We start from the raw sequence: 23,533 nt of genomic DNA on the forward strand, positions 1-23,533 counted from the left end.
AGATTCTCATGCAATTTGAAGAAAAAACCATTGAGCGCAAGGAGATTTATCAGGGACCGATTTTCCAAGTGGTCACTGATCAAGTAGAACTACCTGCTGGAAAAGGCCAAGCGCAGCGTGATTTAATCTTCCATAATGGAGCAGTAGCGGTTTTGCCGATCACAGAAGATGGGAAGACGATCTTGGTGAAACAGTACCGCAAGGCGATTGAAAGGACCTCGGTGGAGATTCCAGCAGGGAAGTTAGAAAAGGGAGAAAATGCAGACCCTAAAGCGGCTGCTCTGCGTGAGTTGGAAGAAGAAATTGGCTACACAGCGGATCTAGAATTGTTGTATGATTTTTATTCAGCCATTGGATTTTGTAATGAGCGGATCAAACTTTATGGTGCGACCAACTTGAAAAAGGTGGAAAATCCACGTCCACAAGATGCGGATGAGACCTTGGAGTTATTAGAAGTGACCTTGAAGGAAGCGAAAGATTTGATCCTTTCAGGTGAAATCTGTGATGCCAAGACCATCATGGCTATCCAATATTGGGACTTAATCAATAAATAGAGGAGGATCCGATGGGAAAACCTTTATTAACCGATGAAATGATTGAACGAGCAAGGCGAGGAGAGGACATCACTGGTCCTAAAATGATCGATGCTGAAGAGACGAAAATTATTCGGACAGACCACAGAGGATTTGGCTATGAACGTCCTATGAGAGAAAGCCGTATGGAACGTCCGCAAGAGCGTTATTCTCAGGATACGGTGCAGATCCAAGTGGAGCCCACAGTGACCAAGAGTCGTCGCATTGAAGAGCGCAAACAAAGTGTGGTCCAATCCAAACTCAATAAGATTTTGTTCTGGATCATTGTGCTCCTCATTGTCTTGATCATTGCTATTTGGCGTCTATAAGGTCGTCACAAGGAGAGAAATGACATGAAAATTGGAATTATTGCAGCCATGCCCCAGGAGTTGAAGATCTTGGTTGAAGCCCTTGAAAATGGGGAAAAGCATCTGCGTCTTGGAAAAGTCTACTATACAGGATCAATTGGACGCCATGAGGTCGTTTTGGTTGAAAGTGGTATCGGAAAAGTCATGTCTGCTATGAGTGTAGCAGTCTTGGCCAATGATTTTAAGGTGGAAGCCATTATCAATACGGGTTCTGCAGGTGCCGTTGCCCCAGGGATGGCTGTTGGAGATATCGTTCTTGCGGACAAATTGGCTTATCATGATGTGGATGTAACAGCCTTTGGCTACAAGTATGGTCAAATGGCAGGCCAACCGCTTTACTTTGAATCCAGTCGCTATTTCGTATCAGAAATGAAAAAAGTTCTGGAAGAAGAAGCTGCAACCACACATGTAGGCTTGATCACAACAGGAGATAGCTTTATCGCGAGTGAAGAAAAAGTCGCAGCGATTCGGGAGCATTTCCCAGAAGTCTTGGCAGTTGAGATGGAAGGGGCAGCCGTTGCCCAAGCCGCTCACGCAGCTGGACGTCCCTTTATGGTTATTCGAGCTATGAGTGATACGGCAGATCACGCAGCCAATATCTCTTTTGATGAATTTATCGTAGAGGCTGGCGAGCGCTCTGCTCAAACCTTAATTACTTTCTTGAAGAGATTGGTGTAAAACAAACAATAGAGCCTAGGAATATCTAATGGTAGAAGTGGGACGAGGAATGAAGTATGATTCAATTTCATTTCTCGTTCCACTTCTTTTTTTCTGAAGCCGAATCTTTCAGAAATAGGGAGCTTTCATGCTATAATAAAGACTAGTAATGTAAAGGAGAGAATATGGTTTTATCAAAGAAACGGGCACGTCATGTGATTGAAGAAATTATCGCCCTCTTTCCAGATGCCAAGCCAAGTCTGGATTTTCGTAATCATTTTGAATTACTAGTAGCAGTCATGCTCTCGGCTCAGACGACAGATGCAGCTGTTAACAAAGCGACACCAGGTTTGTTTGCGGCTTTTCCAACCCCACAAGCCATGGCAGCAGCCAGTGAAGCCGATATCGCCAAGCATATTTCTAAATTAGGCCTTTATCGAAATAAGGCTAAATTTCTCAAAAAATGTGCCCAACAATTGCTAGACAACTTTGATGGAAAAGTCCCTCAGACTCGCGAAGAGTTAGAAAGCCTTGCAGGAGTTGGTCGGAAAACAGCTAATGTGGTTATGAGTGTAGGATTTGGAATTCCAGCCTTTGCCGTCGATACCCATGTAGAGCGAATCTGTAAGCACCATGATATTGTCAAGAAATCAGCGACGCCATTGGAAGTTGAAAAGCGGGTCATGGATGTTCTACCAAAGAGCGAATGGCTAGCTGCCCATCAAGCCATGATTTATTTTGGGCGGGCTATCTGCCACCCCAAAAATCCTGAATGTGACCAGTACCCACAACTCTATCATTTTGATTAGGAATCAGTTCCTCTGCTCGAAAGAGCAGAGGTTCTTTTTTCGCTGAAACGTATATTTATTAAAAGGATTGAAAGATGAGGTTTTACAAGTCTGTAATGGTATGTGATAAGACTTGCCTATCCAGCATCTTTGAGATCAATTTCAAAATGCTTTTCTTGACATCTTATTATATTCATTCAGAAATAACGAACTTTTTTAAAATAAATTTGGTTTTTTTTAAGAAATAGTGTATAATGGTAGAAAATCTAACATAAGGAGATAGTGATGAAAGCAAAAAAACTGTTAGCTCTTGCAGGAGTTTCTGTTGCAGGTGCCTTCCTCTTAGCAGCGTGTGGCGGTGGTAGTAGCAATCAAGCAACCTACTCATTCGTCTATTCAGCGGATCCAAATACCTTGGATTACATCGCTGCAACTCGTACAACGACTTCAGATATCACAAGTAACCTTGTAGATGGTCTTCTTGAAAACGACCGATACGGAAATTTTGTGCCAAGTCTAGCAGAAGATTGGACTGTCTCTGAAGATGGATTAACCTATACTTACAAACTTCGTAAGGATGCCAAATGGTATACAAGTGAGGGTGAAGAGTATGGTGCTGTAACAGCTCAAGACTTTGTTACAGGGATCAAACACGCGGTTGAGTCAAAATCAGAAGGTCTCTTCTTGATTCAAAATTCGATCAAAGGTTTGGATGCCTATGTAAAAGGAGAAACGAAGGACTTTAAAACAGTTGGAGTCAAAGCTTTAGACGACCACACCATCCAATATACCTTGGTCCGTCCAGAAAGTTTCTGGAACTCCAAAACAACTTCAGGTGTTCTTTTCCCAGTCAATGCAGATTTCTTGAAATCTCAAGGAAAAGATTTTGGTTCGTTGAAACCTAGTAGCATCTTATACAATGGTCCATATTACTTGAAATCATTGACTTCAAAATCTGAGATTCAATTGGTCAAAAACAAAGACTATTACGATGCAAAAAATGTTCATATCGATCATGTCAAATTGACCTTTAACGATGGATCAAACCCAGATTCTATCATTAAGAACTTTGAAAAAGGTCAATATTCCTTTGCCTCTGTTATGCCAAACAGTTCGACGTATAAGAGTGTCAAGAAAAACTTTGGTGACAACATTGTCTACGGTTTGCAATTGGGAACATCTTACTACCTTGGATTCAACTTGGACCGTCAAAAGTATGATCACACAGCCAAAACAACGGATGAACAAAAAGCTTCTACTAAGAAAGCAATCTTGAATAAGGATTTCCGTCAAGCGGTAAACTTTGGCTTTGACCGCAAATCATATGCGGCACAAGTATCTGGATCTGATGCGGCTGAAAATACCCTTCGTAGCACCTTGGTACCACCAAATTATGTCCAAGTCAATGGAGAAGATTTTGGTAAAGTCGTTGAAAAACAATTGGTTACCTATGGTGATCAATGGAAGGGTGTGAATCTGGACGATGGTCAAACAAGCCTGTATAGCCCAGAAAAAGCCAAGTCTTCATTTGCGAAAGCCAAAGCTGAATTGCAAAAACAAGGAGTTCAATTCCCAATTCATTTGGACTACATTGTCAGCCAAGTGGACAACAGCATGGTCCAACAAGCGAGCTCCTTCAAACAATCTGTAGAGTCAGCGCTTGGTGCAGACAATGTTGTGGTGGATCTTCAAAAGGTATCGGATGATGATTTCCAAAATATCACTTACTTCAGCGATACAGCTGCTGCAAGAGACTACGATATCTCAGGCGGTGGATGGCAACCTGACTACCAAGATCCTTCGACTTATCTAGAAAGTATCAGTCCAGTAAATGGTTCTGTCTTCTACTATCTTGGTATTGATGCAGGTTCAAACAACCCAGCCATTGCAACAGTTGGGTTGGATCAATACGCTAACATGTTGAAAGACGCCGATGCTGAATTGTTGGATCAAGCAAAACGCTATGAAAAATATGCAGCAGCGCAAGCTTGGTTGACAGATAGCTCGATTACGCTTCCAACTGTCTCAAATGGTGGTTCTCCAATGCTTCAACGGACCGTACCATACAGCCGTGCGGCTTCATGGGTTGGTACAAAAGGAACAGGAACATTCTACAAATACCTTGAAATGTCTAAAGATGTTGTCACCACAAAAGACTTTAACAAGGCCAAAGAAGAATGGTTGAAGAAAAAAGCCGAATCCAATAAAAAAGCTCAAGAAGATCTCAAAGATCACATTGAGAAGAAAAAATAAAAAAATCAATCATTGGTCTATCAATGAAGATAAAAAAGTCGGAGCCGTCATGTGAAGGCTCCGTTTTTTTTTAATGTCTCGAAAGTCAGTCTGTCTCATTTTTTAAGATGAAAGATAAATAAATCACCCGCTATTGAACTGTACTCCAAATAATAGATTTTTGGGTATAGCTCATAGACGGGTGATGATCATTCTATTCACTAAATCTTAAAAAATAGCCATCTGGATCTAAAACTGAAAATTCATGAGGATAGATATACTGTTCACCAACACGAAATTCTCTTTTGGTCAATGGACGATGAATAGGATAGTTAGATTCTAGCAATTTTTGATAGAGTCTAGGGACATCTTTTATGCCAAAGGAGATATTGACTCCACGACCAAATGGATAGGTCAGTTCAGCTAGCTCCTCCTTTGTCCCCTCCTCTATCATTAGCTGGCAATCTTCGAGAGAAAGGAAAAGGAAGTTCTCTTCTGGTCGCCCGTATTCGATGGTAAAACCCAGTAAATCACAGTAGAAGGAACGGGACTGCTCTAAATTCGATACAATAAACTCAGGAATCACTGCATTGAAATTCATAAAGAACATCCTTACAAATCAATTTCTAATACAATTGGTGTATGGTCTTGACGAGCGCCTGAGTCAATCATATCTGACTTGGTAACTTTGTCTGCCACACGGTTACTTGTGAGCCAGTAGTCGATTCTCCAGCCTGTGTTGTTGATTTTTGATGTCTTGCTACGTTGTGCCCACCAAGTGTAGCGTTCTGGGACATCACCATGGACATGGCGGAAGGTATCTGTAAATCCTTTAGCCAAAAGATTTGTAAATCCTTCGCGTTCTTCGTCTGTGAATCCTGGTGAACGGCGGTTGCTGGCTGGGTTGGCGAGGTCGATTTCCTTGTGAGCAACGTTGTAGTCACCGGTTGCAAGGACAGGTTTTTCTTTGTCTAATTCAGCCAAATATTCAGCATATTTGACATCCCAAACTTGACGTTCTTCCAAACGTTTGAGTCCGTCACCAGCGTTTGGTGTGTAAACCTGAGTAACGAAAAATTTATCAAATTCTAGGGTAATGATCCGACCTTCCAAGTCCATGGTCGAAGGGGCTCCGATCTCTGGGAAAGTCACAACGGGTGTGAGCTCTTTTTTATAGAGGAACATGGTTCCAGCGTAGCCTTTACGAGCCGGTTCTTGAGAAGAGCGCCAGGTGTTTTCGTAGCCAGGGAAGAGCTCCTCAAGGATTTCGAGGTGTTTTTTAGTAGGACCTTTGGCGGATAACTTGGTTTCTTGAATGGCAATGATATCCGCATCCTCAGCAACCAAGGTTTGGAGGACTTCTTGAGAGAGTTTGGCGCGTGCTGAATCACTAGTTAATGCAGCATTAAGCGAGTCGATATTCCATGAAATGAGTTTCATTGTATTTCCTTTTCTTGACATGATAGATTACTTTATTATAACAAAAAATATATTTTTTTCTGATTAGAATGCCTTGAATTCTCTTCTGAAATACATTATAATAGCTTGAATTCATTTGGAGAAAGGGAGTTCATTATGAAATTTTACTCTTATGATTATGTATTGAGTCAGATCAGTCAGCAAAATTGGGTGACCATTGGGATCTCTGGTTTGCTCATTCTACTGACTGGTTTTTTTGCGGTGAAAGCTTATCGGGATAAGCACGATAGCAAATTCCGTGAATTATCCATTATCTCGATTTTGACTCTGGTTGCAGTGGTCTTGATCGGCATCAGCAGTTTCCAAAATAGCCAAAGTAATAATGACCAATTTCAACGGTCTCTGCATTTTATTGAGGTCATCTCAAAGGAGTTGGATGTCAAAAAAGAAGACGTCTATGTCAATACTTCAGCAGCCACAGATGGGGCGATCCTGAAAGTTGGAGAGGTTTATTACCGGGCTATCGCAGGCTCTGACCCAGATAGCTACCTATTAGAAAAGATGGATCTGTATAAAACAGACGTGGAACTTGTGGAGGTGAACAAATGATAGTAAATTTTTTAAACATCTTGATTAAATTAGCTTTGGGCTTGATTTCCTTGGTATTTGTCATCAATGTGACCGGGAAAGGAAACTTAGCACCAAATTCTGCAGTAGACCAGATACAGAACTTTGTTCTTGGGGGCATTATTGGTGGGGTCATCTACAATAGCTCCATTACCATTCTTCAATACATTGTGATTCTCTTAATGTGGACTATTTTGATCTTGCTCTTAAAATGGCTCAATACCAATGTTCGTTTTATGAAGCACTTGATTGATGGAAAACCAACTGTCATCATTAAAAATGGGAAACTGGATCCGGAAGCGTGTCGTTCCAAAGGACTTTCTGCTTCAGATGTTGCTTTGAAACTACGTGGACAAGGGATTTTTCAATTAAAAGATGTGAAGCGCGCTGTTATTGAACAAAATGGTCAATTGATCGTTGTCCGTGCGGGGGATGAGAATCCTAAATACCCGATTATTACGGATGGAGTGGTTCAGCTTGAAATTTTGGAAACAATTGGGAAAAGTGAAGAGTGGTTGTTGGCTGAATTGGAAAAAGAAGGCTATGACAACGTTTTGGACATTTTCATTGCCGAGTATGACAAAGGCAAGATCAATGTTGTGACCTATTAGAAAAAGAGATTGGGCGAGCCTGTCCAATCTTTTTTCTTTATAAAATTCCAGGAAAGGGCTCTTCCTTTTCTTGAGATACTCTGGGAAAAATAGTAAAATGGAAGGTAAGTGTTCATTAGAAAAGAAGGATAGAAAATTTCATGAAGAAGAAAATACGGAAGTTTGAGAATCATTCGATTACACGCAGACTCTACCTGCTGTTTAGTTTGATTTGCCTTCTTTTTTTGGTGCTGATTGCCCGACTTGGCTATATGCAGATCACTCACCAAGCCTACTATACGGATAAATTGGCAAAAGCTACGAAAAAGACGGTCAAACAAGGGAGTGTGCGAGGGCAAATCTATGATGCTTCTGGTAAGCCCTTGGTGGAAAATGTGGGCAAACAGGTCCTGACTTTTACGCGCGATCGCAAAATGACGGCCCAAGAAATGCGAGAGACAGCTGGGAAACTCTTACAGTATGTCGACGTAGAAAATCCTCAGGTAACCGAACGGCAAGAAGTGGATTACTATCTAGCCAATACCAAGGTCTACCAAGAGGTCGTGGAACACCTGCCTGAGAAAAAGAAATTTGATACCGATGGCAACCGCCTGCCGGAAGCCAAGATTTATCAAGCGGCAGTGGATAGTATCGACCCTTCAAAACTCGGCTATACAGATGATGAGAAAAAGATTATTTATCTCTATAGCCAGATGAATGCGGTAGAGAATTTTGCGACGGGGATTATTTCGACACAAGCACTAGGAGCTGAACAGATTGCGACCATCGCTGCGGACAGTCAGGACCTTCCGGGAATTGCCATCACGACTAGCTGGGACCGCAAGGTTTTGGACACTCCTTTAGCTTCTATTATTGGAAACGTATCGACCGAGCAGGCGGGGCTTCCAGCAGAAGAGGTTGAGGATTATGTCAAAAAAGGCTATGCTCTCAATGACCGGGTTGGTACCTCTTATTTGGAGAAAGAATACGAAAATGTCCTTCAAGGAAAACGCAGTGAAAAAGAAATTCTCCTAGATAAAAATGGCAACATGGAGAAAGTGGTCGATGTTTCAAAAGGGGCCAAAGGAGAAAACCTCAAGCTCTCGATTGATTTGGATTTCCAAAAAGGAGTGGAAGATATCCTTCGCTCCGCCTTTAGCGCAGAGTTGCAAGCTGGAAATGCGACCTACTCCGAAGGTGTCTATGCTGTAGCTCTGGAGCCCGATACAGGGAAGGTCCTTGCCATGGCAGGGATTAAACACCAGGCTGGTAGTCAAGATCTATCAGCAGATGCGTTGGGAACAGTCACCAACGTCTTCGTTCCAGGATCCGTGGTCAAAGGAGCAACCTTGACTTCTGGATGGGAAAATGGAGCCATTTCTGGGAATCAGGTGCTGACCGATCAGCCGATTGTTTTTGCAGGATCAGCTCCTATCAATTCTTGGTTTACCCAATACGGTAGTCGTTCCATCAATGCGGTAGAAGCATTGGAATACTCTTCTAATACCTATATGGTCCAAATTGCCCTTAAGATGATGGGGCAACCTTACACTCCCAATATGACCTTACAAGTGGATCAAGTAGACCCTGCTATGAAAAAACTCCGTTCTACTTTTGCAGAGTATGGTCTTGGAACGACAACGGGGATTGACCTTCCCAATGAATCGACCGGTTTTGTTCCAAAAGACTACACAGTCGGCAATTATTTGACAAATGCCTTTGGTCAGTTTGACAACTATACGACGATGCAATTGGCCCAGTATGCGGCAACAGTAGCGAATGATGGGAAGCGGGTGAGTCCTCATGTTGTCGAAGGCATCTATGACAATAATGATCAAGGGGGCCTTGGTCAGTTGAAAAAAGCGATCGAAACCAAGGAGCTCAATCAGGTACATATCTCAGCAGAGGACATGGCCTTGATTAAGCAAGGATTCTACCAAGTTGCCAATGGTACGAGTGGGTTGACGACAGGGAAAACCGTCGGTCAAGGTGCTAGTGTCTCTATTAGTGCCAAGACCGGTACGGCCGAAACCACAGTCGATGGAGGCAAACAAGCCATTAATACCAATGTGGTGGCTTATGCACCATCAAACAATCCAAAGATTGCGGTAGCGGTGGTTTTTCCACATAATACCAATCTACAAGCGACGGTCAGTCATTCCATTACGCGTGACATTATTAATTTATACAATCAGAAACACCCCATGAATTAGAAAGGAAACTATGCTTTATCCAGCACCTATTGCAAAATTAATTGACAGCTATTCGAAGTTGCCAGGAATTGGGATCAAAACAGCGACTCGTCTGGCTTTTTACACCATTGGTATGTCAGATGATGATGTCAATGAATTTGCCAAGAATTTACTGAATGCCAAGCGCGAGCTGGGGTATTGCAGTATTTGTGGCAATTTAACCGATGAAGAAACCTGCGAGATTTGTCGAGATGAAACGCGGGATCCATCCCTCATTCTTGTTGTAGAAGATAGCAGGGATGTATCTGCTATGGAAAATATCCAGGAATACCACGGTCGCTATCATGTCTTGCATGGCTTGATCTCGCCCATGAATGGCGTGGGACCCGATGACATCAATCTCAAGAGTTTGATCAGTCGCTTGATGGATGGAACAGTCACTGAGGTCATTGTTGCGACCAATGCGACGGCAGACGGGGAAGCGACATCTATGTATATCTCGCGTGTGCTCAAGCCAGCAGGGATCAAAGTGACCCGTTTGGCACGGGGACTGGCAGTTGGAGCCGATATCGAGTATGCGGACGAAGTGACCTTGCTTCGCGCGATTGAAAATCGGACAGAATTATAAGAGAAGTTCTTTCGAAAGGGCTATCATTGTGGTATACTATCAAGTAAGAAATCAAGGGAACAATTAGGGAGCAACTATGAGTAAACAAGACTTAATCCTGTTGTATGGTGGACGTAGTGCAGAACGTGAAGTATCTGTTCTTTCAGCAGAAAGCGTGATGCGTGCGATTGATTACCAAGCATTTTCGGTTCAAACCTACTTTATTACGCAGTCAGGAGATTTCATCCAGACGCAAGCGTTTGAAGAGAAACCAGCGGATGATGAGAAATTGATGACCAATGATACAGTGGACTGGTCTAAAAAAGTGGCACCATCTGCGATTTACAAGGAAGGAGCAGTAGTCTTTCCAGTTCTTCATGGACCAATGGGAGAAGATGGCTCTATTCAAGGATTCTTAGAAGTCTTGAAGATGCCTTATGTTGGCTGTGGCATCCTAGCTTCCAGTGTTGCGATGGACAAGATCACGACCAAACGGGTCTTGGAGTCCGCAGGGATTCCACAAGTTCCTTATGTAGCTGTAGTGGAAGGCGATGACGTGGAAGAGAAAATTGCTGCAATTGAAGCGACTCTCTCTTATCCTGTCTTCACCAAACCATCCAATATGGGTTCAAGTGTGGGGATTTCAAAATCTGAAAACCAAACAGAGCTTCGGACTGCTCTCGAGTTAGCCTTTAAATACGATAGCCGTGTCATAGTAGAGCAAGGAGTCAATGCGCGTGAGATAGAAGTTGGACTGCTTGGAAACTATGATGCGAAGAGTACCTTGCCAGGTGAAGTTGTGAAAGATGTGGCCTTCTATGATTATGAAGCCAAATACATCGACAACAAAATTACCATGGCGATTCCAGCTCAATTGGATTCTGAGGTTGTGAAAACCATGCGGACCAACGCAGAAAAAGCCTTTCGTGCGATCGGTGGTCTAGGTTTAGCGCGTTGTGATTTCTTCTATACCGATAAAGGAGAGATCTTCTTAAACGAGCTCAATACCATGCCAGGATTTACCCAATGGTCTATGTATCCTCTACTTTGGGACAATATGGGACTCAACTATACAGATTTGATCACCAAGTTAGTAGAGCTTGGAAAAGAAGTCTTCCAAAAACACGAGGCGCATTTGTTGTAAGAAAAGAGAGAGTGGGACAGAAATCGGTAATTCGTTAGAATTCGATTTCGTCGTCCCACCTCCGCACAGTTGAGTAGGGCTGTAAAAGCTGATGAAATCAGCTTAGTAGAGCCCACTCAACCACTGCGTCTTGCTCGACAATCCAAAAACAATCAAGAGGCTAGGACTTCTGTCCCAGCCACTTTTTTTGTGGTCTAGAATATGGTATAATGAGAAGAATTTGATAGGAGCGTCCAAATCTTTGAGAACGTTACGGAGAACTGAGGAGTCGGATATGAATCTCACATTACATGAAGTTGCTCATCTAGTACATGCAAAAAATGATATCAGCCAATTTGAAGATGTGGCTCTCGTCAAGCCGGAATTTGACAGCCGTTTGATTGGGCCTGGAGACCTGTTTGTTCCCTTAAAGGGAGCGCGTGATGGTCATGACTTTATTGAGACTGCTTTTGAAAACGGAGCCGTAGCCACTTTTTCAGAGAAAGTGGTCGAAGGGCACCCTTATATTTTGGTGGAAGATGTGCTGAGCGCTTTTCAAACACTAGCTGCAGCCTATCTTCAAAAGACAAAAGTAGATGTTTTTGCAGTGACGGGGTCAAATGGTAAAACCACCACAAAAGATATGTTGGCACAGCTTTTGTCCACCACCTACCTGACCTATAAAACACAAGGAAACTATAATAACGAAATTGGTCTTCCTTATACGGTTTTGCATATGCCAGAAGGGACGGACAAACTCGTCCTTGAAATGGGGCAAGACCATCTAGGAGATATCCATCTCTTGTCAGAACTGGCGCATCCAAAAGCTGCTATTGTCACCTTGATTGGGGAAGCCCATTTGGAATTCTTCAAAGATCGAAGTGAGATCGCAAAAGGAAAACTCCAGATTGCGGACGGGATGCCAGAAGGTGGCCTTCTGGTAGTTCCAGCTGATCCGATCGTCGATGCCTACCTTCCTGAAAATCAAACAGTCGTTCGCTTTGGTCCAGACGAGGAGATTTTTATTACCGAGTTAATCGAGCGAAAGGATAGCTTAACTTTCCGAGCGAATTTCTTAGAAGAAGCGATCGATCTTCCAGTAACAGGAAAATACAATGCGACCAATGCCATGATTGCAGCTTATGTTGCCCTGCAAGAAGGAGTGAGCGAAGCTGCGATTCGTGATAGTTTTGAAACCTTGCAATTAACGCGCAACCGGACAGAATGGAAGAAGGCCAGCAACGGAGCGGATATCCTATCCGATGTCTACAATGCCAATCCAACGGCCATGCGCCTAATTTTAGAAACCTTCTCAACTATTCCTGCCAATCCAAAAGGTCGAAAATTAGCCGTCCTGGCGGATATGAAAGAACTAGGGGAGCAATCTGTAGATCTGCACAACCAAATGATTCTCAACCTCTCGCCAGATGTCTTGGATACGGTTATTTTCTACGGCCAAGACATTGCAGGATTGGCTCAGTTAGCGAGTCAGATGTTCCCACTCGGACATGTCTATTATTTCAAGAAGACAGCTGAGGAAGATCAGTTTGAGGACATGGTCAAACAAGTCAAGGAGAGCTTAAAAGAGCAGGACCAAATCCTCATCAAGGGAAGCAATTCTATGAATCTAGCCAAATTGGTAGAGAAGATAGAGAATGGCGAGTAGTAATGTACTAAAGAACATTCAGCGCTTGATTTCAATCACCAATACAGGCTTAGCGTTCTCAAAAGATCCATTTGATCAAGAGCGCTACCAGGATATTCGTGCTATTTTACAGGATCTTGTCAGAGAAGCGACTGATCTGAATCCACAAGAATTATCGGATTTGTTTCGTCCGACAGACCATTACGACACTCCCTTGATTGATGTAAGGGCCTGGATTGTCAAAGATGACAAACTTTGTTTAGTGAAAGGTCAGGGAGAAGAGACCTGGGCTTTGCCGGGTGGTTTTGGTGAGGTTGGCTATTCTCCTAAAGAAAATATTTTAAAGGAAATCCAAGAAGAAACGGGCTATGTAGCACGTGTCAATCGCTTGTTGGCAGTATTTGATACCAATCGCTACCAATTGCAAAGCCGCCAATATGTGAAATTGGTATTTGAATGTGAATTGCTGGATGGAAGTTTTCAACAGAATCAGGAAATTTCCGACCTTGCATTTTTTGAGAGAGAGAAAATGCCTGCTCTTTCTACCAAGCGCAATACAGAAGAACAATTGAACTTCCTTTGGGAGGTTTATGATGGGAAACGAGATTTGTATTGTGATTAAAAACGATCTATAAATTAAAGGGATATAAAATGACACTTTGGGATTTATTGTTTACGAACCAAAAATCAGCCCCGCCTGAGTTTGGTCTCTGGTATTTCATTCTGCCAGCATCTTTGTTGGTGGTTGGTTACTTTTCCATCAGATATGCGCAGTCTAAAAGCTACCAACGCTTTTGGTATTGGGCACAGTTGATCCAAGTCTTGACCATCAATGCTTGGTATATTCTTGCCCACATGCCTTTGACGGATAATTTGCCTTTTTATCATTGCCGCTTGGCCATGTTGGTGATTCTCTTTGCCCCTAAAGGGACCTATATCAAGCAATATTTTGCTCTCTTGGGAGTTTTGGGATCGATTGCGGCCCTGGTTTATCCAGCCTTTGATCCCTTCCCATTCCCTCATATCACTGTGCTCAATCTAATTTTTAGCCACTGGGCCTTGTTTGCTAATAGTTTGATTTACCTGCAAGATTTTTATCAGTCGGAAAAGCAAGACAGCCTACGAATTGTTAAGATCACCTTTGGCATGAATGCCTTGATTTTCTTGGTCAACCTTTTGACGAAAGGAGATTACGGCTTCTTAAAGCGTCCACCAATCATTGGAGACCACGGTGCTCTCTTGAACTACCTCTTGGTCAGCATCGTGATGGTAGCTGGTATTTGCTTGGTCAATCAACGCTATAAATACAAATACAAGATGGTCGAAGAGAGTATAGTTTCGCGTTCAGAATAAAAAGAGCAGAAAAGGGAAAGAAATCATGACACTTTGGGACTTATTTTTCACCAGTCAACCAACGGCCCCTCCTCAATTGGGGGTCTGGTATTTCTTATTGCCGACTTCATTAGTGGTAGTGGGAGTTCTGTCCATTCGATTTGCTCACTCTAAAGGCTACCAAAACTTTTGGTATTGGGGGCAATTGATTCAGTTGCTCATTATCAATGTTTGGTATCTAGCTGCTCGCTTGCCTTTTTCAGAGAGTCTTCCCTTCTATCATAGCCGGATGGCCATGTGGATCATTCTTTTGGCGCCCAAGGGCAGCTTCAAACAATATTTTGCTCTCTTGGGAGTCTTTGGCTCCATTATGGCCTTGGTTCATCCTGTTTTTTATCCCTACCCTTTTCCTCACGTTTCCTCGATCAACAATGTCTTTGGTCACTGGGCTCTCCTGGCCAACTGTTTGATCTATCTGGTTCAATCCTACCAGGTGGAAGAAGGGTCTGTTTGGAAAATCTGTCAGATGACTGTTGGGGTCAATGCCATTATTCAGCTTGCCAATCTCGCAACAGGTGGAAACTACGGCTTTATGCGTCGCCCTCCTGTGATCGGTGACCATGGTCTTGTGTTCAACTATTTAATCGTGACGGTACTCATGACGGGGACACTGATTTTCATCAATACGATCGTTCAGTACAGTAAGAAAAGAAGAATACCTAAATCTGTTTAAATAAGGAGATTTTATGCATCATTTTTTCACTACAGAATCAACAGCACCACCAGCAATCTCAGCACTTTGGTATAGTGTGATGGTCTTGTTAATTGTGACAGCGATTATGATGTCACTTCGATATTATCAGAATGAGCAATTTCGCAAATGCTTTCAATATTTACAAGGCTTCCAGTTAATTTGCTTGTATCTTTGGTATTTTGCCTACCACATTCCTTGGTCCAATAGCTTACCATTTTATCATTGCCGCTTGGCCATGTTTGCGGTCTTGTTTTTACCAGACCGCTGGAAAAGCAAACAGTTCTTTGCCTTGATGGGAGTGAGTGGAGCCATCTTTGCTTTAGGCTATCCAGTCTTTGATCCCTATACTTTCCCTCATATTACGAGCTTTTCTTTCCTCCTCGGACATTACTGTCTCCTCATCAATTCCTTGATTTATCTCTTGAGATGGTATGATCGAAATCTCTTAAAAAATAGTCAGATTGTTCTCTATACCTTTGCCTTAGATTTATTCCTGGTTGGAGTCAATCAATTGACAGGAGGAAATTATGGCTTGATGGCCCGACCTCCGATTATGAGAGGGGATAAGGTGTGGCTTAATTATCTGGTTGTATCCAGTATTTTAGCCCTTGCTTTATTACTCTTTAATCAGTTCTTCAGTCGCAGAAGTGAGCGGGTTAAAGTGAGAAAATAACCATGATTGAAGAGGACTAGGATCGACGGATTTTGGTCTTTCTTTTTGCTCTCAAGGAAGAATCATCGTTGAAAAAAGTGCCTATTTTCGCTATAATAGGACAGATAGAGAAATTGAGGAGAAATCCGATGTAGAGATGAATTTGTAAATTTATCAAAAAATAAGAAGAGAAAGAATTAGGAACATGAACGTACAAGAAGAAATTAAAAAACGCCGTACCTTTGCCATCATCTCCCACCCGGATGCTGGTAAAACGACGATTACAGAGCAGTTGCTCTACTTTGGGGGTGAGATTCGGGAAGCCGGTACGGTAAAAGGAAAGAAAACAGGAAACTTTGCTAAATCTGACTGGATGGATATCGAGAAACAACGTGGGATTTCGGTAACTTCATCTGTCATGCAGTTTGACTACGATGGAAAACGGGTCAATATCCTAGATACCCCAGGGCACGAGGACTTCTCAGAAGATACTTACCGGACCTTGATGGCGGTGGATGCGGCGGTTATGGTTGTAGACTCTGCTAAAGGGATCGAGGCTCAAACCAAGAAACTGTTTGAGGTTGTCAAACACCGTGCCATTCCAGTCTTTACCTTTATGAACAAGCTGGACCGTGATGGACGTGAGCCATTGGACCTCTTGCAAGAATTGGAAGAAGTCTTGGGCATCGCAAGTTATCCAATGAACTGGCCGATCGGGATGGGGAAAGCCTTTGAGGGGCTTTACGACCTTTATAACCAACGCTTGGAACTCTACAAAGGAGACGAGCGCTTTGCAAGTCTAGAAGATGGAGACAAGCTCTTTGCCAACAATCCTTTCTACGAACAAGTGAAAGACGATATCGAACTTTTGCAAGAAGCTGGAAATGAATTCTCAGAAGAAGCCATCCTTGCGGGTGAATTAACACCAGTCTTCTTCGGATCCGCTTTGACGAACTTTGGGGTACAGACTTTCTTGGAGACTTTCCTCAAGTTTGCTCCAGAACCACACGGCCACAAGAAGACCGATGGAGAAATGGTCGATCCTTATGACAAGGATTTCTCAGGATTTGTCTTTAAAATCCAAGCCAACATGGACCCTCGTCACCGTGACCGGATTGCCTTTGTGCGGATCGTATCGGGTGAATTTGAGCGTGGGATGAGTGTCAACCTGCCTCGTACTGGTAAGGGCGCTAAGCTATCAAATGTCACCCAGTTTATGGCCGAAAGCCGTGAGAATGTCAGCAATGCCGTGGCAGGAGATATCATCGGGGTCTATGATACTGGTACTTATCAGGTTGGAGATACGCTGACAGTTGGTAAAAACAAGTTTGAATTTGAACCACTGCCAACCTTCACCCCTGAAATCTTCATGAAGGTGTCTGCCAAGAACGTTATGAAGCAAAAATCCTTCCACAAGGGGATTGAGCAATTGGTGCAAGAAGGAGCTATTCAGCTCTATACCAACTACCAAACAGGTGAATACATGTTGGGTGCTGTCGGGCAACTTCAGTTTGAAGTCTTTAAGCACCGGATGGAAAATGAATACAATGCCGAAGTGGTCATGAGCCCAATGGGTAAAAAGACCGTTCGCTGGATCAAACCAGAAGACCTAGATGAGCGCATGTCTTCAAGCCGGAACATCTTGGCCAAGGACCGCTTTGACCAGCCAGTCTTCCTCTTTGAAAATGATTTTGCCCTCCGCTGGTTTGCGGACAAGTATCCAGACGTTGAGTTGGAAGAAAAGATGGGATAAGGAACGTTTTCAAAACCGATCCACAACAAGAGAAATAAGAAAACGGAAATTTATCTGTTTTCGCTTTTAAAGGAGAAATGATGGGATTATTAAGTGGTTTGATGGGCAATGCCTCTCAAAAAAATGTTGACAAAGTAGAAAGAGATCTAGAAGATATCTTGGTGCCTGGCGAGCAAGTCACTCTCGCTTTTAGCCTGATTCGTGATTTGATCGTCTTTACCGAATTTCGTTTGATCTTGGTGGATAAGCAAGGGATGACAGGAAAGAAAACATCCTACAAATCCCTTCCTTATCGCTCCATCTCTCGTTTTTCAGTGGAAACTTCCGGTCATTTCGCTTTGTCTGCTGAATTAAAAATCTGGGTTTCTTCTGCAGTGGAGCCTTCAGAAGTTTTACAATTCAAGAGTGACAACAGTGTCATTGAAATCCAGCAAGCATTAGCTAGTGCGGTCTTTAAATAAAAGAAATCGATTTGATAGAGAACAGTTGAGAAAGGAGACGGAATGTTTATCGATAAACAATTGGGCCATGATCGCAAATGGATCAATATTGACTCGGATATGATTACTGAGAATTCATATCTTTATAAAAAATACGAGATTGATAAAGAAACCATTGAGTACGCGATGGATAAGAACGAACGTGCCCATATGGATTACAATCGAGAAAACGGTACGATCACCTTTATCTACAATGTATTGGATTTAGAAAAGGACAAGGAATACTACGAAACTATTCCTATGACCTTTATCGTTCAAGATACGCGACTCGTGACCATCAGTAACCAAGACAATGCCTATATCATTGAACAAATGGTTCGCTATTTGGAAATTCATGAGGAACTGTCGATCTATAAGTTGCTTTTTGCAGGTCTTGAAATGATCAGTAATGCTTATTATCCGATTATTGATCGCTTAGATAAGCACAAGGATGAACTCAATCGCTTGCTTCGAAAGACTACAACAACCAAGAATCTCTATGCCCTGTCTGACCTTGAGACCGGTATGGTTTATCTGGTCGCAGCAGCCAAGCAAAATCGGATGTTGCTAGAGCATATCAAAGCGCACGCCATCTATCGCAGGCTGGATGATGTTGAAAAAGAGCAGTTTGATGATGCCATGATCGAAGCGCGTCAGTTGGTTTCAATGACGGAGTTGATTTCCAACGTCTTGCAACAGTTGTCAGGATCCTACAACAATATCCTAAACAACAACCTGAATGACAACTTGACAACCCTGACCATCTTTGAAGCCTTGTTGGCGGTCTTAGCCGTTATCACCGGTTTCTTCGGAATGAATATCCCTCTTCCTATGACAGAGGATCCCAATGCCTGGATCTATGTATCCGTATGTAGCTTTATTTTATGGCTCATTTTGGCAAAGGTCATGCGTTGGATTGTGAAAAAAAGATAAAAAAAGAGGCTTGGAGAAATCCGAGCCTCTTCGTATCTAGAAACATCTGAGAAATAGGAACCATCTAGACACCTGCCCTCCTCTCCAAAGAAGGGGCAGTGTGAATAGTTCATCGACTGTACAAATCTTCTTGGAAATAGTAGGAGTAGATTTAATAGTACTGAGTGGTTTCTAAATAAATTAGAACGTAGAATAAATCGTTGAATCAGATAAAATGATCCTATTTCTTTATACAGAAATATTTTAGATACTAACTGTATTATACATATTTATTTGTAAAAACGCAAGATAAGAGCTACCAAAAAATAAAAGTTTTTCCTGTTTTTTATACTCATATGATGAAGTATATGAAATGGTCGCAAGAAGAAAAGCAGTCCTGGCTTGGCTTTGCGTCACTTTTATGATTTCAAGCGATCCAGGATTTTTTTCCTAAAAAATAAAATTAGTCTCCTTTGACTATCATTTGCCTCTTCATTGTGTTATACTAGATAAGTTGCAAACTTGTATGAGAGAAATGGTGGGGAGGCGGAGCAGATGGAAGGATTCTGTTCGAAAGAAGACTCCCGCAAGAAGGATCTTGTTGCCTGTTTGTTTGAAAAACAATTCCAGTCAGCAACATCCGTTAGGACGCAAAACATTTTTCTCTAAAGAAAATGTAGTCCATAACAGACGGACTGAGTTTTTCTTTAGATGAGTCTTGCGACAGGTAACCAGGAAGGTGACTTCCTATGCAATCAGTGCGTTTTCGCATTGAAAGAAGTTTGATAAAGTGGCTTCGCACCACTTTTTAGAAAGAAGAAAGAATTGAAATTTAACGAATTTAACTTGTCTGTTGCACTATTAGCAGAAATTGAAAAAGCTGGCTTTGTAGAAGCAAGCCCGATCCAAGAACAAACTATTCCTTTGGCACTTGAAGGAAAAGATGTCATCGGTCAAGCGCAAACAGGGACTGGTAAAACAGCTGCTTTCGGTCTTCCAACGTTGGAGAAGATTGATGTCGATAACACAGTGATCCAAGCCCTTGTCATTGCCCCAACGCGTGAGTTGGCGGTTCAAAGTCAGGAAGAATTGTTCCGCTTTGGACGCAGTAAGGGTGTTAAAGTTCGCTCTGTCTACGGTGGATCAAGCATTGAAAAGCAAATTAAAGCTTTGAAGTCAGGCGCTCACATCGTTGTGGGAACACCTGGACGTTTGCTAGATTTGATCAAGCGCAAGGCCTTGAAACTCGATCATATTGAAACCTTGATCCTGGATGAAGCAGATGAAATGCTCAATATGGGCTTCTTGGAAGATATCGAAGCCATCATTAGCCGTGTTCCAGAAACACGCCAAACCTTGCTCTTTTCAGCAACGATGCCAGAAGCTATCAAACGCATCGGTGTTCAGTTTATGAAAGAGCCAGAACACGTTAAGATTGCGGCCAAAGAATTGACAACCGACTTGGTCGATCAATACTATATTCGTGTCAAAGAAGGCGAAAAATTTGATACTATGACACGATTGATGGATGTCGAGCAGCCTGAACTTGCCATTGTCTTTGGTCGAACCAAACGCCGGGTTGATGAATTGACTCGTGGCCTCAAGATTCGTGGTTTCCGAGCAGAAGGGATTCACGGTGATTTGGATCAAAACAAACGTCTTCGTGTCCTCCGTGATTTTAAAAATGGGAACTTGGACGTCTTGGTAGCAACAGACGTTGCGGCACGTGGCTTGGATATTTCAGGTGTTACCCATGTCTACAACTACGATATTCCACAAGATCCAGAAAGCTATGTTCACCGGATCGGACGGACAGGTCGTGCTGGGAAAACAGGGCAATCCATTACCTTTGTTTCGCCAAATGAAATGGGCTATTTGCAAATCATTGAGAACTTGACCAAAAAGCGGATGAAGGGAATGAAACCTGCAACAGCAGAAGAAGCCTTCCAAGCGAAAAAACAAGTAGCACTGAAGAAAATTGAGCGAGACTTTGAAGATGAAAAAATCCGGACCAACTTTGAGAAGTTTGGCAAGGATGCTCGCAAATTGGTTGCAGCATTCACTCCTGAAGAATTGGCTATGTATATTTTGAGCTTGACCGTTCAAGATCCAGACAGCCTTCCAGAAGTTGAAATTGCACGTGAAAAACCATTACCATTTAAACCATCCGGTGGTGGCTTTGGTGGGAAAGGCAAAGGCGGCCGTGGGAATGGCCGTCGTGGAGACCAACGCCGTGACCGAAATCGCAGAGATGACCGTGAAGGTGGACGCCGTGATTTCAAACGCAAGTCCAAAAAAAATAGCCGAGACTTTGAAGGCAAAGGCAACAAACGTCCTCATCGTACTTCCAATGAAAAGAAAAATGGATTTGTCATCCGCAACAAAGGGGATAAATAAGTCCGAAGGACGGTCTAGCAATAGGCCGTTTTTTATATGAAAATCAAAAATACAAGGGTTAACTAGCTGTTAACCCTTGTATATTTATAAGGAGACCTAAATGATAACTGACTCTTTTAGAAAAATGTATCATGATAAGGAGCATCCAAAAAAGTCAGACAACAGAAAGAATGAATTCCTAAAACGGAATATTTCTGTTAACATATTAAGTCTACAATTATTTCTAAGCCTTGTCAAGAATTTTTTCTTATTTTTTTAAAATTTTTGACTAGAAAGATAAAAATTGACAATCTCTTCTAAAAGGTTATAATGAATATAATAACCATACTAATTATAAAGAGGTGTCGTCCATGGTGATTGCATTAAAAAATGATGATCTAGAACTACAATTTAAGACATTTGGAGGGGAATTGAGCTCTATTCGAAGTAAAGAAGGCATAGAATATCTCTGGCAAGGGGATCCAGAGTATTGGTCAGGACAAGCGCCGGTTCTGTTTCCAATTTGTGGGAGCGTTCGTAATGGCCAAGTGCAGTATCATCTAAAAGATGGAGTGAAGACAGGCCAGCTTCCAAGACACGGTCTTATTCGCAAGAGAGAGTTTGAACTCAAAGAACAAACAGACCATCGTCTTGTCTTTGAAATTACTTCTAACGAAGAGAGCTTTCAAAATTATCCCTACCATTTTCGAGTGGAAATCGCTTATGAATTGAAAGGGAAAGAAATCACCATCACCTATCGCGTGCAAAATCTAGAGTCAGATCAAGTCATGCCTTATTTTATTGGAGGGCATCCAGCCTTTCGTTGTCCCCTTTTAGCAGATGAAGACTATGAAGACTATGAGTTGATTTTTGAAAAAGAAGAAAGCTGTAGCGTCCCTCTCTTGTTCACAGAAACCGGTTTGGTCGATCGCCTGCAACGGACGCCATTTTTAGACCATAGTCGTAGCCTACCTTTGCGCCATGAACTGTTTGAAAAAGACGCCATTATTTTAGATCAGTTAGCGTCCAAATCTGTGAAGCTTATCTCGAAAAAATCTGGTAAAGGTTTGGAATTTGCCTTTGCAGATTTTGAGAATCTCGTCCTTTGGTCTACCAATAACAAGGGTCCTTTCATTGCCTTGGAGCCTTGGACGGGTATTTCCACATCTGCAGAAGAGGGCGATTTCTTCGAAGATAAAAAAGGTGTGATCCAGTTGGCTCCTCAAGAGACACGGAGTCACCAGTATCGTATCACCATTTTGTAAATGAAAAACCGTTGGACTATGGAGTCCGACGGTTCTTTTTGATATAGTTTAGCTTTGCTTGGCGGGATTTCTTTTTAAAGAGAGCCTCGGCAGACATAGCAGAGGGCTTATCTGGATAGGATTCTTGGTAAAGAAGTTTAACGGGGAGGCGAGCCCGTGTGTATTTGGCGCCTTTTCCAGCATTGTGAGTCTTTAGGCGTTTTTCGACATCCGTGGTGTAGCCAGTGTAGAGGGAGCCATCCGCACACTCTAGGACATACATGTAAGCCTTAGTTTCCATAGTAGATCTCATGAATCTCGTCTGTATAGCTGCCGTCTTCATTGTGAATAAAGAGGGGAGGCAGAATTTTTAAACCATCCAGTGAGCCATCCTTGATTGCCTCAATCAACAACATATTCGCCTCTTTGGTCATTTTGGGATAGACAAACTGGATCCGCTTAGGTGCAAGATTGTAACGCCTCATGGTTTCGATGATATCTAAAAAGCGATCTGGACGATGGACCATCGCTAAGCGACCATTTGATTTGAGAACCCGCTGGGCCACATGGCAAATCTCATCTAAGTTGGTCGTAATTTCATGTCGAGCTAAGAGGTAGTGTTCACTCTCATTGAGATTGGAATGCTCATCTACCTTGAAATAAGGAGGATTGCAGAGGATAATATCCACCTTACTCCCCCCGATATGTTGAGGCAAATGCTTGAGGTCATCGGTGATCATGGACATTTGCTGGTTCAAGTCATTGAGGGCAATGGAGCGGGTAGCCATATCCGCTAGACGTTCCTGAATTTCGACACCAATGATCTGGGCCTCTGTCCGAGTGCTTGCAAAGAGTCCCACGGCCCCATTTCCAGCACAGAGATCTACGATCAAGCCTCGCTTGGGCAATTTTGGAAAGCGCGAGAGGAGGACACTATCCACGGAGTAACTAAAGACTTCCCGATTTTGTATAATTTTCACATCACTTGAAAAGAGTTGATTGACGCGCTCGCCGTCTTTTAATTCGATATCTGTCATAGCTCTATTATAGCATGAAAAGATGCTTGGGGAAAGATCGATAAAACATAAAAAGAGGCTGGGACAAAAGTCCTAGCCTCTCAATTATTTTTGGATTGTCGAGCAAGACGCAGTGGTTGAGTGGGCTCTACTACGCTGACTTCATCAGCTTTTACAGCCCTACTCAACTGTGCG

At 42.6% G+C, this 23,533-nt stretch carries 24 protein-coding genes; 20 read left to right on the forward strand and 4 right to left on the reverse strand.

Annotated elements, in window-relative coordinates:
* The first annotated feature begins 8 nt into the window (after window positions 1–8).
* The 5 genes from O3602_RS03430 to O3602_RS03450 all read left to right on the forward strand — a co-directional run bounded on the left by O3602_RS03430 (window position 9) and on the right by O3602_RS03450 (window position 4,638).
* On the forward strand, window positions 9–554 hold the full coding sequence (locus tag O3602_RS03430; RefSeq protein WP_003002456.1) for an NUDIX hydrolase: 546 nt from the start codon (window positions 9–11) through the stop codon (window positions 552–554).
* Between the two features lie 11 nt (window positions 555–565).
* On the forward strand, window positions 566–901 hold the full coding sequence (gene macP, locus O3602_RS03435; RefSeq protein WP_004219826.1) for a cell wall synthase accessory phosphoprotein MacP: 336 nt from the start codon (window positions 566–568) through the stop codon (window positions 899–901).
* Window positions 902–925: 24 nt separating this feature from the next.
* Window positions 926–1,618 (forward strand): 5'-methylthioadenosine/adenosylhomocysteine nucleosidase, encoded by a 693-nt coding sequence (locus O3602_RS03440; protein WP_024055895.1) that lies wholly within the window; start codon window positions 926–928, stop codon window positions 1,616–1,618.
* 164 nt (window positions 1,619–1,782) lie between these two features.
* Window positions 1,783–2,406: an endonuclease III gene (nth, locus tag O3602_RS03445; protein WP_004219781.1), complete on the forward strand. Its 624-nt coding sequence runs from the start codon at window positions 1,783–1,785 to the stop codon at window positions 2,404–2,406.
* Between the two features lie 264 nt (window positions 2,407–2,670).
* Complete coding sequence (locus tag O3602_RS03450) at window positions 2,671–4,638, forward strand: peptide ABC transporter substrate-binding protein (protein ID WP_371611154.1); 1,968 nt, start codon at window positions 2,671–2,673, stop codon at window positions 4,636–4,638.
* A 193-nt stretch (window positions 4,639–4,831) separates the two neighbouring features.
* Here the strand turns inward: O3602_RS03450 and O3602_RS03455 are convergent, their stop codons facing one another.
* Window positions 4,832–5,218 carry a VOC family protein gene (locus O3602_RS03455; protein WP_003011764.1) on the reverse strand — a complete coding sequence of 129 codons (387 nt, stop codon included), beginning with the start codon at window positions 5,216–5,218 and terminating at the stop codon, window positions 4,832–4,834.
* A gap of 11 nt (window positions 5,219–5,229) precedes the next feature.
* Window positions 5,230–6,057, reverse strand: a complete 828-nt coding sequence (locus tag O3602_RS03460) for an exodeoxyribonuclease III (protein WP_049497221.1) — start codon at window positions 6,055–6,057, stop codon at window positions 5,230–5,232.
* A gap of 135 nt (window positions 6,058–6,192) precedes the next feature.
* Between O3602_RS03460 and O3602_RS03465 the strand changes: the two genes are divergently transcribed.
* The 15 genes from O3602_RS03465 to O3602_RS03535 all read left to right on the forward strand — a co-directional run bounded on the left by O3602_RS03465 (window position 6,193) and on the right by O3602_RS03535 (window position 22,343).
* Window positions 6,193–6,645 (forward strand): DUF3290 family protein, encoded by a 453-nt coding sequence (locus tag O3602_RS03465; protein WP_003011710.1) that lies wholly within the window; start codon window positions 6,193–6,195, stop codon window positions 6,643–6,645.
* On the forward strand, window positions 6,642–7,274 hold the full coding sequence (locus O3602_RS03470) for a DUF421 domain-containing protein (RefSeq protein ID WP_004219793.1): 633 nt from the start codon (window positions 6,642–6,644) through the stop codon (window positions 7,272–7,274). The genes O3602_RS03465 and O3602_RS03470 overlap by 4 nt, the downstream gene beginning before the upstream one ends.
* Before the next feature lie 140 nt (window positions 7,275–7,414).
* Window positions 7,415–9,466 (forward strand): penicillin-binding protein PBP2B, encoded by a 2,052-nt coding sequence (gene pbp2b / locus O3602_RS03475; RefSeq protein ID WP_371611155.1) that lies wholly within the window; start codon window positions 7,415–7,417, stop codon window positions 9,464–9,466.
* A 10-nt stretch (window positions 9,467–9,476) separates the two neighbouring features.
* Window positions 9,477–10,073: a recombination mediator RecR gene (recR, locus tag O3602_RS03480; RefSeq protein ID WP_003002450.1), complete on the forward strand. Its 597-nt coding sequence runs from the start codon at window positions 9,477–9,479 to the stop codon at window positions 10,071–10,073.
* Window positions 10,074–10,149: 76 nt separating this feature from the next.
* The gene (locus tag O3602_RS03485) at window positions 10,150–11,196 is read left to right on the forward strand and encodes a D-alanine--D-alanine ligase (RefSeq protein ID WP_151378901.1); all 1,047 of its coding nucleotides are present in this window, start codon (window positions 10,150–10,152) and stop codon (window positions 11,194–11,196) included.
* 274 nt (window positions 11,197–11,470) lie between these two features.
* Window positions 11,471–12,841, forward strand: a complete 1,371-nt coding sequence (gene murF, locus O3602_RS03490; RefSeq protein ID WP_371611156.1) for a UDP-N-acetylmuramoyl-tripeptide--D-alanyl-D-alanine ligase — start codon at window positions 11,471–11,473, stop codon at window positions 12,839–12,841.
* Window positions 12,831–13,442 carry an NUDIX hydrolase N-terminal domain-containing protein gene (locus tag O3602_RS03495; protein WP_003012322.1) on the forward strand — a complete coding sequence of 204 codons (612 nt, stop codon included), beginning with the start codon at window positions 12,831–12,833 and terminating at the stop codon, window positions 13,440–13,442. The genes murF and O3602_RS03495 overlap by 11 nt, the downstream gene beginning before the upstream one ends.
* Before the next feature lie 29 nt (window positions 13,443–13,471).
* A complete protein-coding gene (locus O3602_RS03500) occupies window positions 13,472–14,173 on the forward strand; it encodes a TIGR02206 family membrane protein (RefSeq protein WP_003011768.1) in 702 nt (233 codons plus the stop codon).
* A 25-nt stretch (window positions 14,174–14,198) separates the two neighbouring features.
* Complete coding sequence (locus tag O3602_RS03505; RefSeq protein ID WP_151378899.1) at window positions 14,199–14,885, forward strand: YwaF family protein; 687 nt, start codon at window positions 14,199–14,201, stop codon at window positions 14,883–14,885.
* Between the two features lie 13 nt (window positions 14,886–14,898).
* Window positions 14,899–15,579 (forward strand): TIGR02206 family membrane protein, encoded by a 681-nt coding sequence (locus O3602_RS03510; RefSeq protein ID WP_003011786.1) that lies wholly within the window; start codon window positions 14,899–14,901, stop codon window positions 15,577–15,579.
* Window positions 15,580–15,763: 184 nt separating this feature from the next.
* The gene (locus O3602_RS03515) at window positions 15,764–17,311 is read left to right on the forward strand and encodes a peptide chain release factor 3 (protein WP_371611157.1); all 1,548 of its coding nucleotides are present in this window, start codon (window positions 15,764–15,766) and stop codon (window positions 17,309–17,311) included.
* A gap of 80 nt (window positions 17,312–17,391) precedes the next feature.
* The gene (locus tag O3602_RS03520) at window positions 17,392–17,772 is read left to right on the forward strand and encodes a PH domain-containing protein (RefSeq protein ID WP_371611211.1); all 381 of its coding nucleotides are present in this window, start codon (window positions 17,392–17,394) and stop codon (window positions 17,770–17,772) included.
* A 42-nt stretch (window positions 17,773–17,814) separates the two neighbouring features.
* Window positions 17,815–18,723, forward strand: coding sequence for a magnesium transporter CorA family protein (locus O3602_RS03525; protein ID WP_371611158.1), 909 nt, complete (start codon window positions 17,815–17,817; stop codon window positions 18,721–18,723).
* 804 nt (window positions 18,724–19,527) lie between these two features.
* Window positions 19,528–21,099, forward strand: a complete 1,572-nt coding sequence (locus tag O3602_RS03530) for a DEAD/DEAH box helicase (protein ID WP_371611159.1) — start codon at window positions 19,528–19,530, stop codon at window positions 21,097–21,099.
* A 350-nt stretch (window positions 21,100–21,449) separates the two neighbouring features.
* On the forward strand, window positions 21,450–22,343 hold the full coding sequence (locus tag O3602_RS03535) for an aldose 1-epimerase family protein (RefSeq protein WP_003011814.1): 894 nt from the start codon (window positions 21,450–21,452) through the stop codon (window positions 22,341–22,343).
* Between the two features lie 16 nt (window positions 22,344–22,359).
* Here the strand turns inward: O3602_RS03535 and O3602_RS03540 are convergent, their stop codons facing one another.
* The gene (locus tag O3602_RS03540) at window positions 22,360–22,623 is read right to left on the reverse strand and encodes a GIY-YIG nuclease family protein (RefSeq protein ID WP_004219743.1); all 264 of its coding nucleotides are present in this window, start codon (window positions 22,621–22,623) and stop codon (window positions 22,360–22,362) included.
* Window positions 22,613–23,359 (reverse strand): tRNA1(Val) (adenine(37)-N6)-methyltransferase, encoded by a 747-nt coding sequence (locus O3602_RS03545; protein ID WP_003011907.1) that lies wholly within the window; start codon window positions 23,357–23,359, stop codon window positions 22,613–22,615. Before O3602_RS03545 ends, O3602_RS03540 begins: the two co-directional genes overlap by 11 nt.
* Window positions 23,360–23,533: the final 174 nt, after the last annotated feature.

Origin of the sequence: Streptococcus sp. 27098_8_186 (assembly GCF_041432055.1) — a bacterium.
In the GTDB taxonomy this organism is placed as follows: Bacteria; Bacillota; Bacilli; order Lactobacillales; family Streptococcaceae; genus Streptococcus; species Streptococcus dentalis.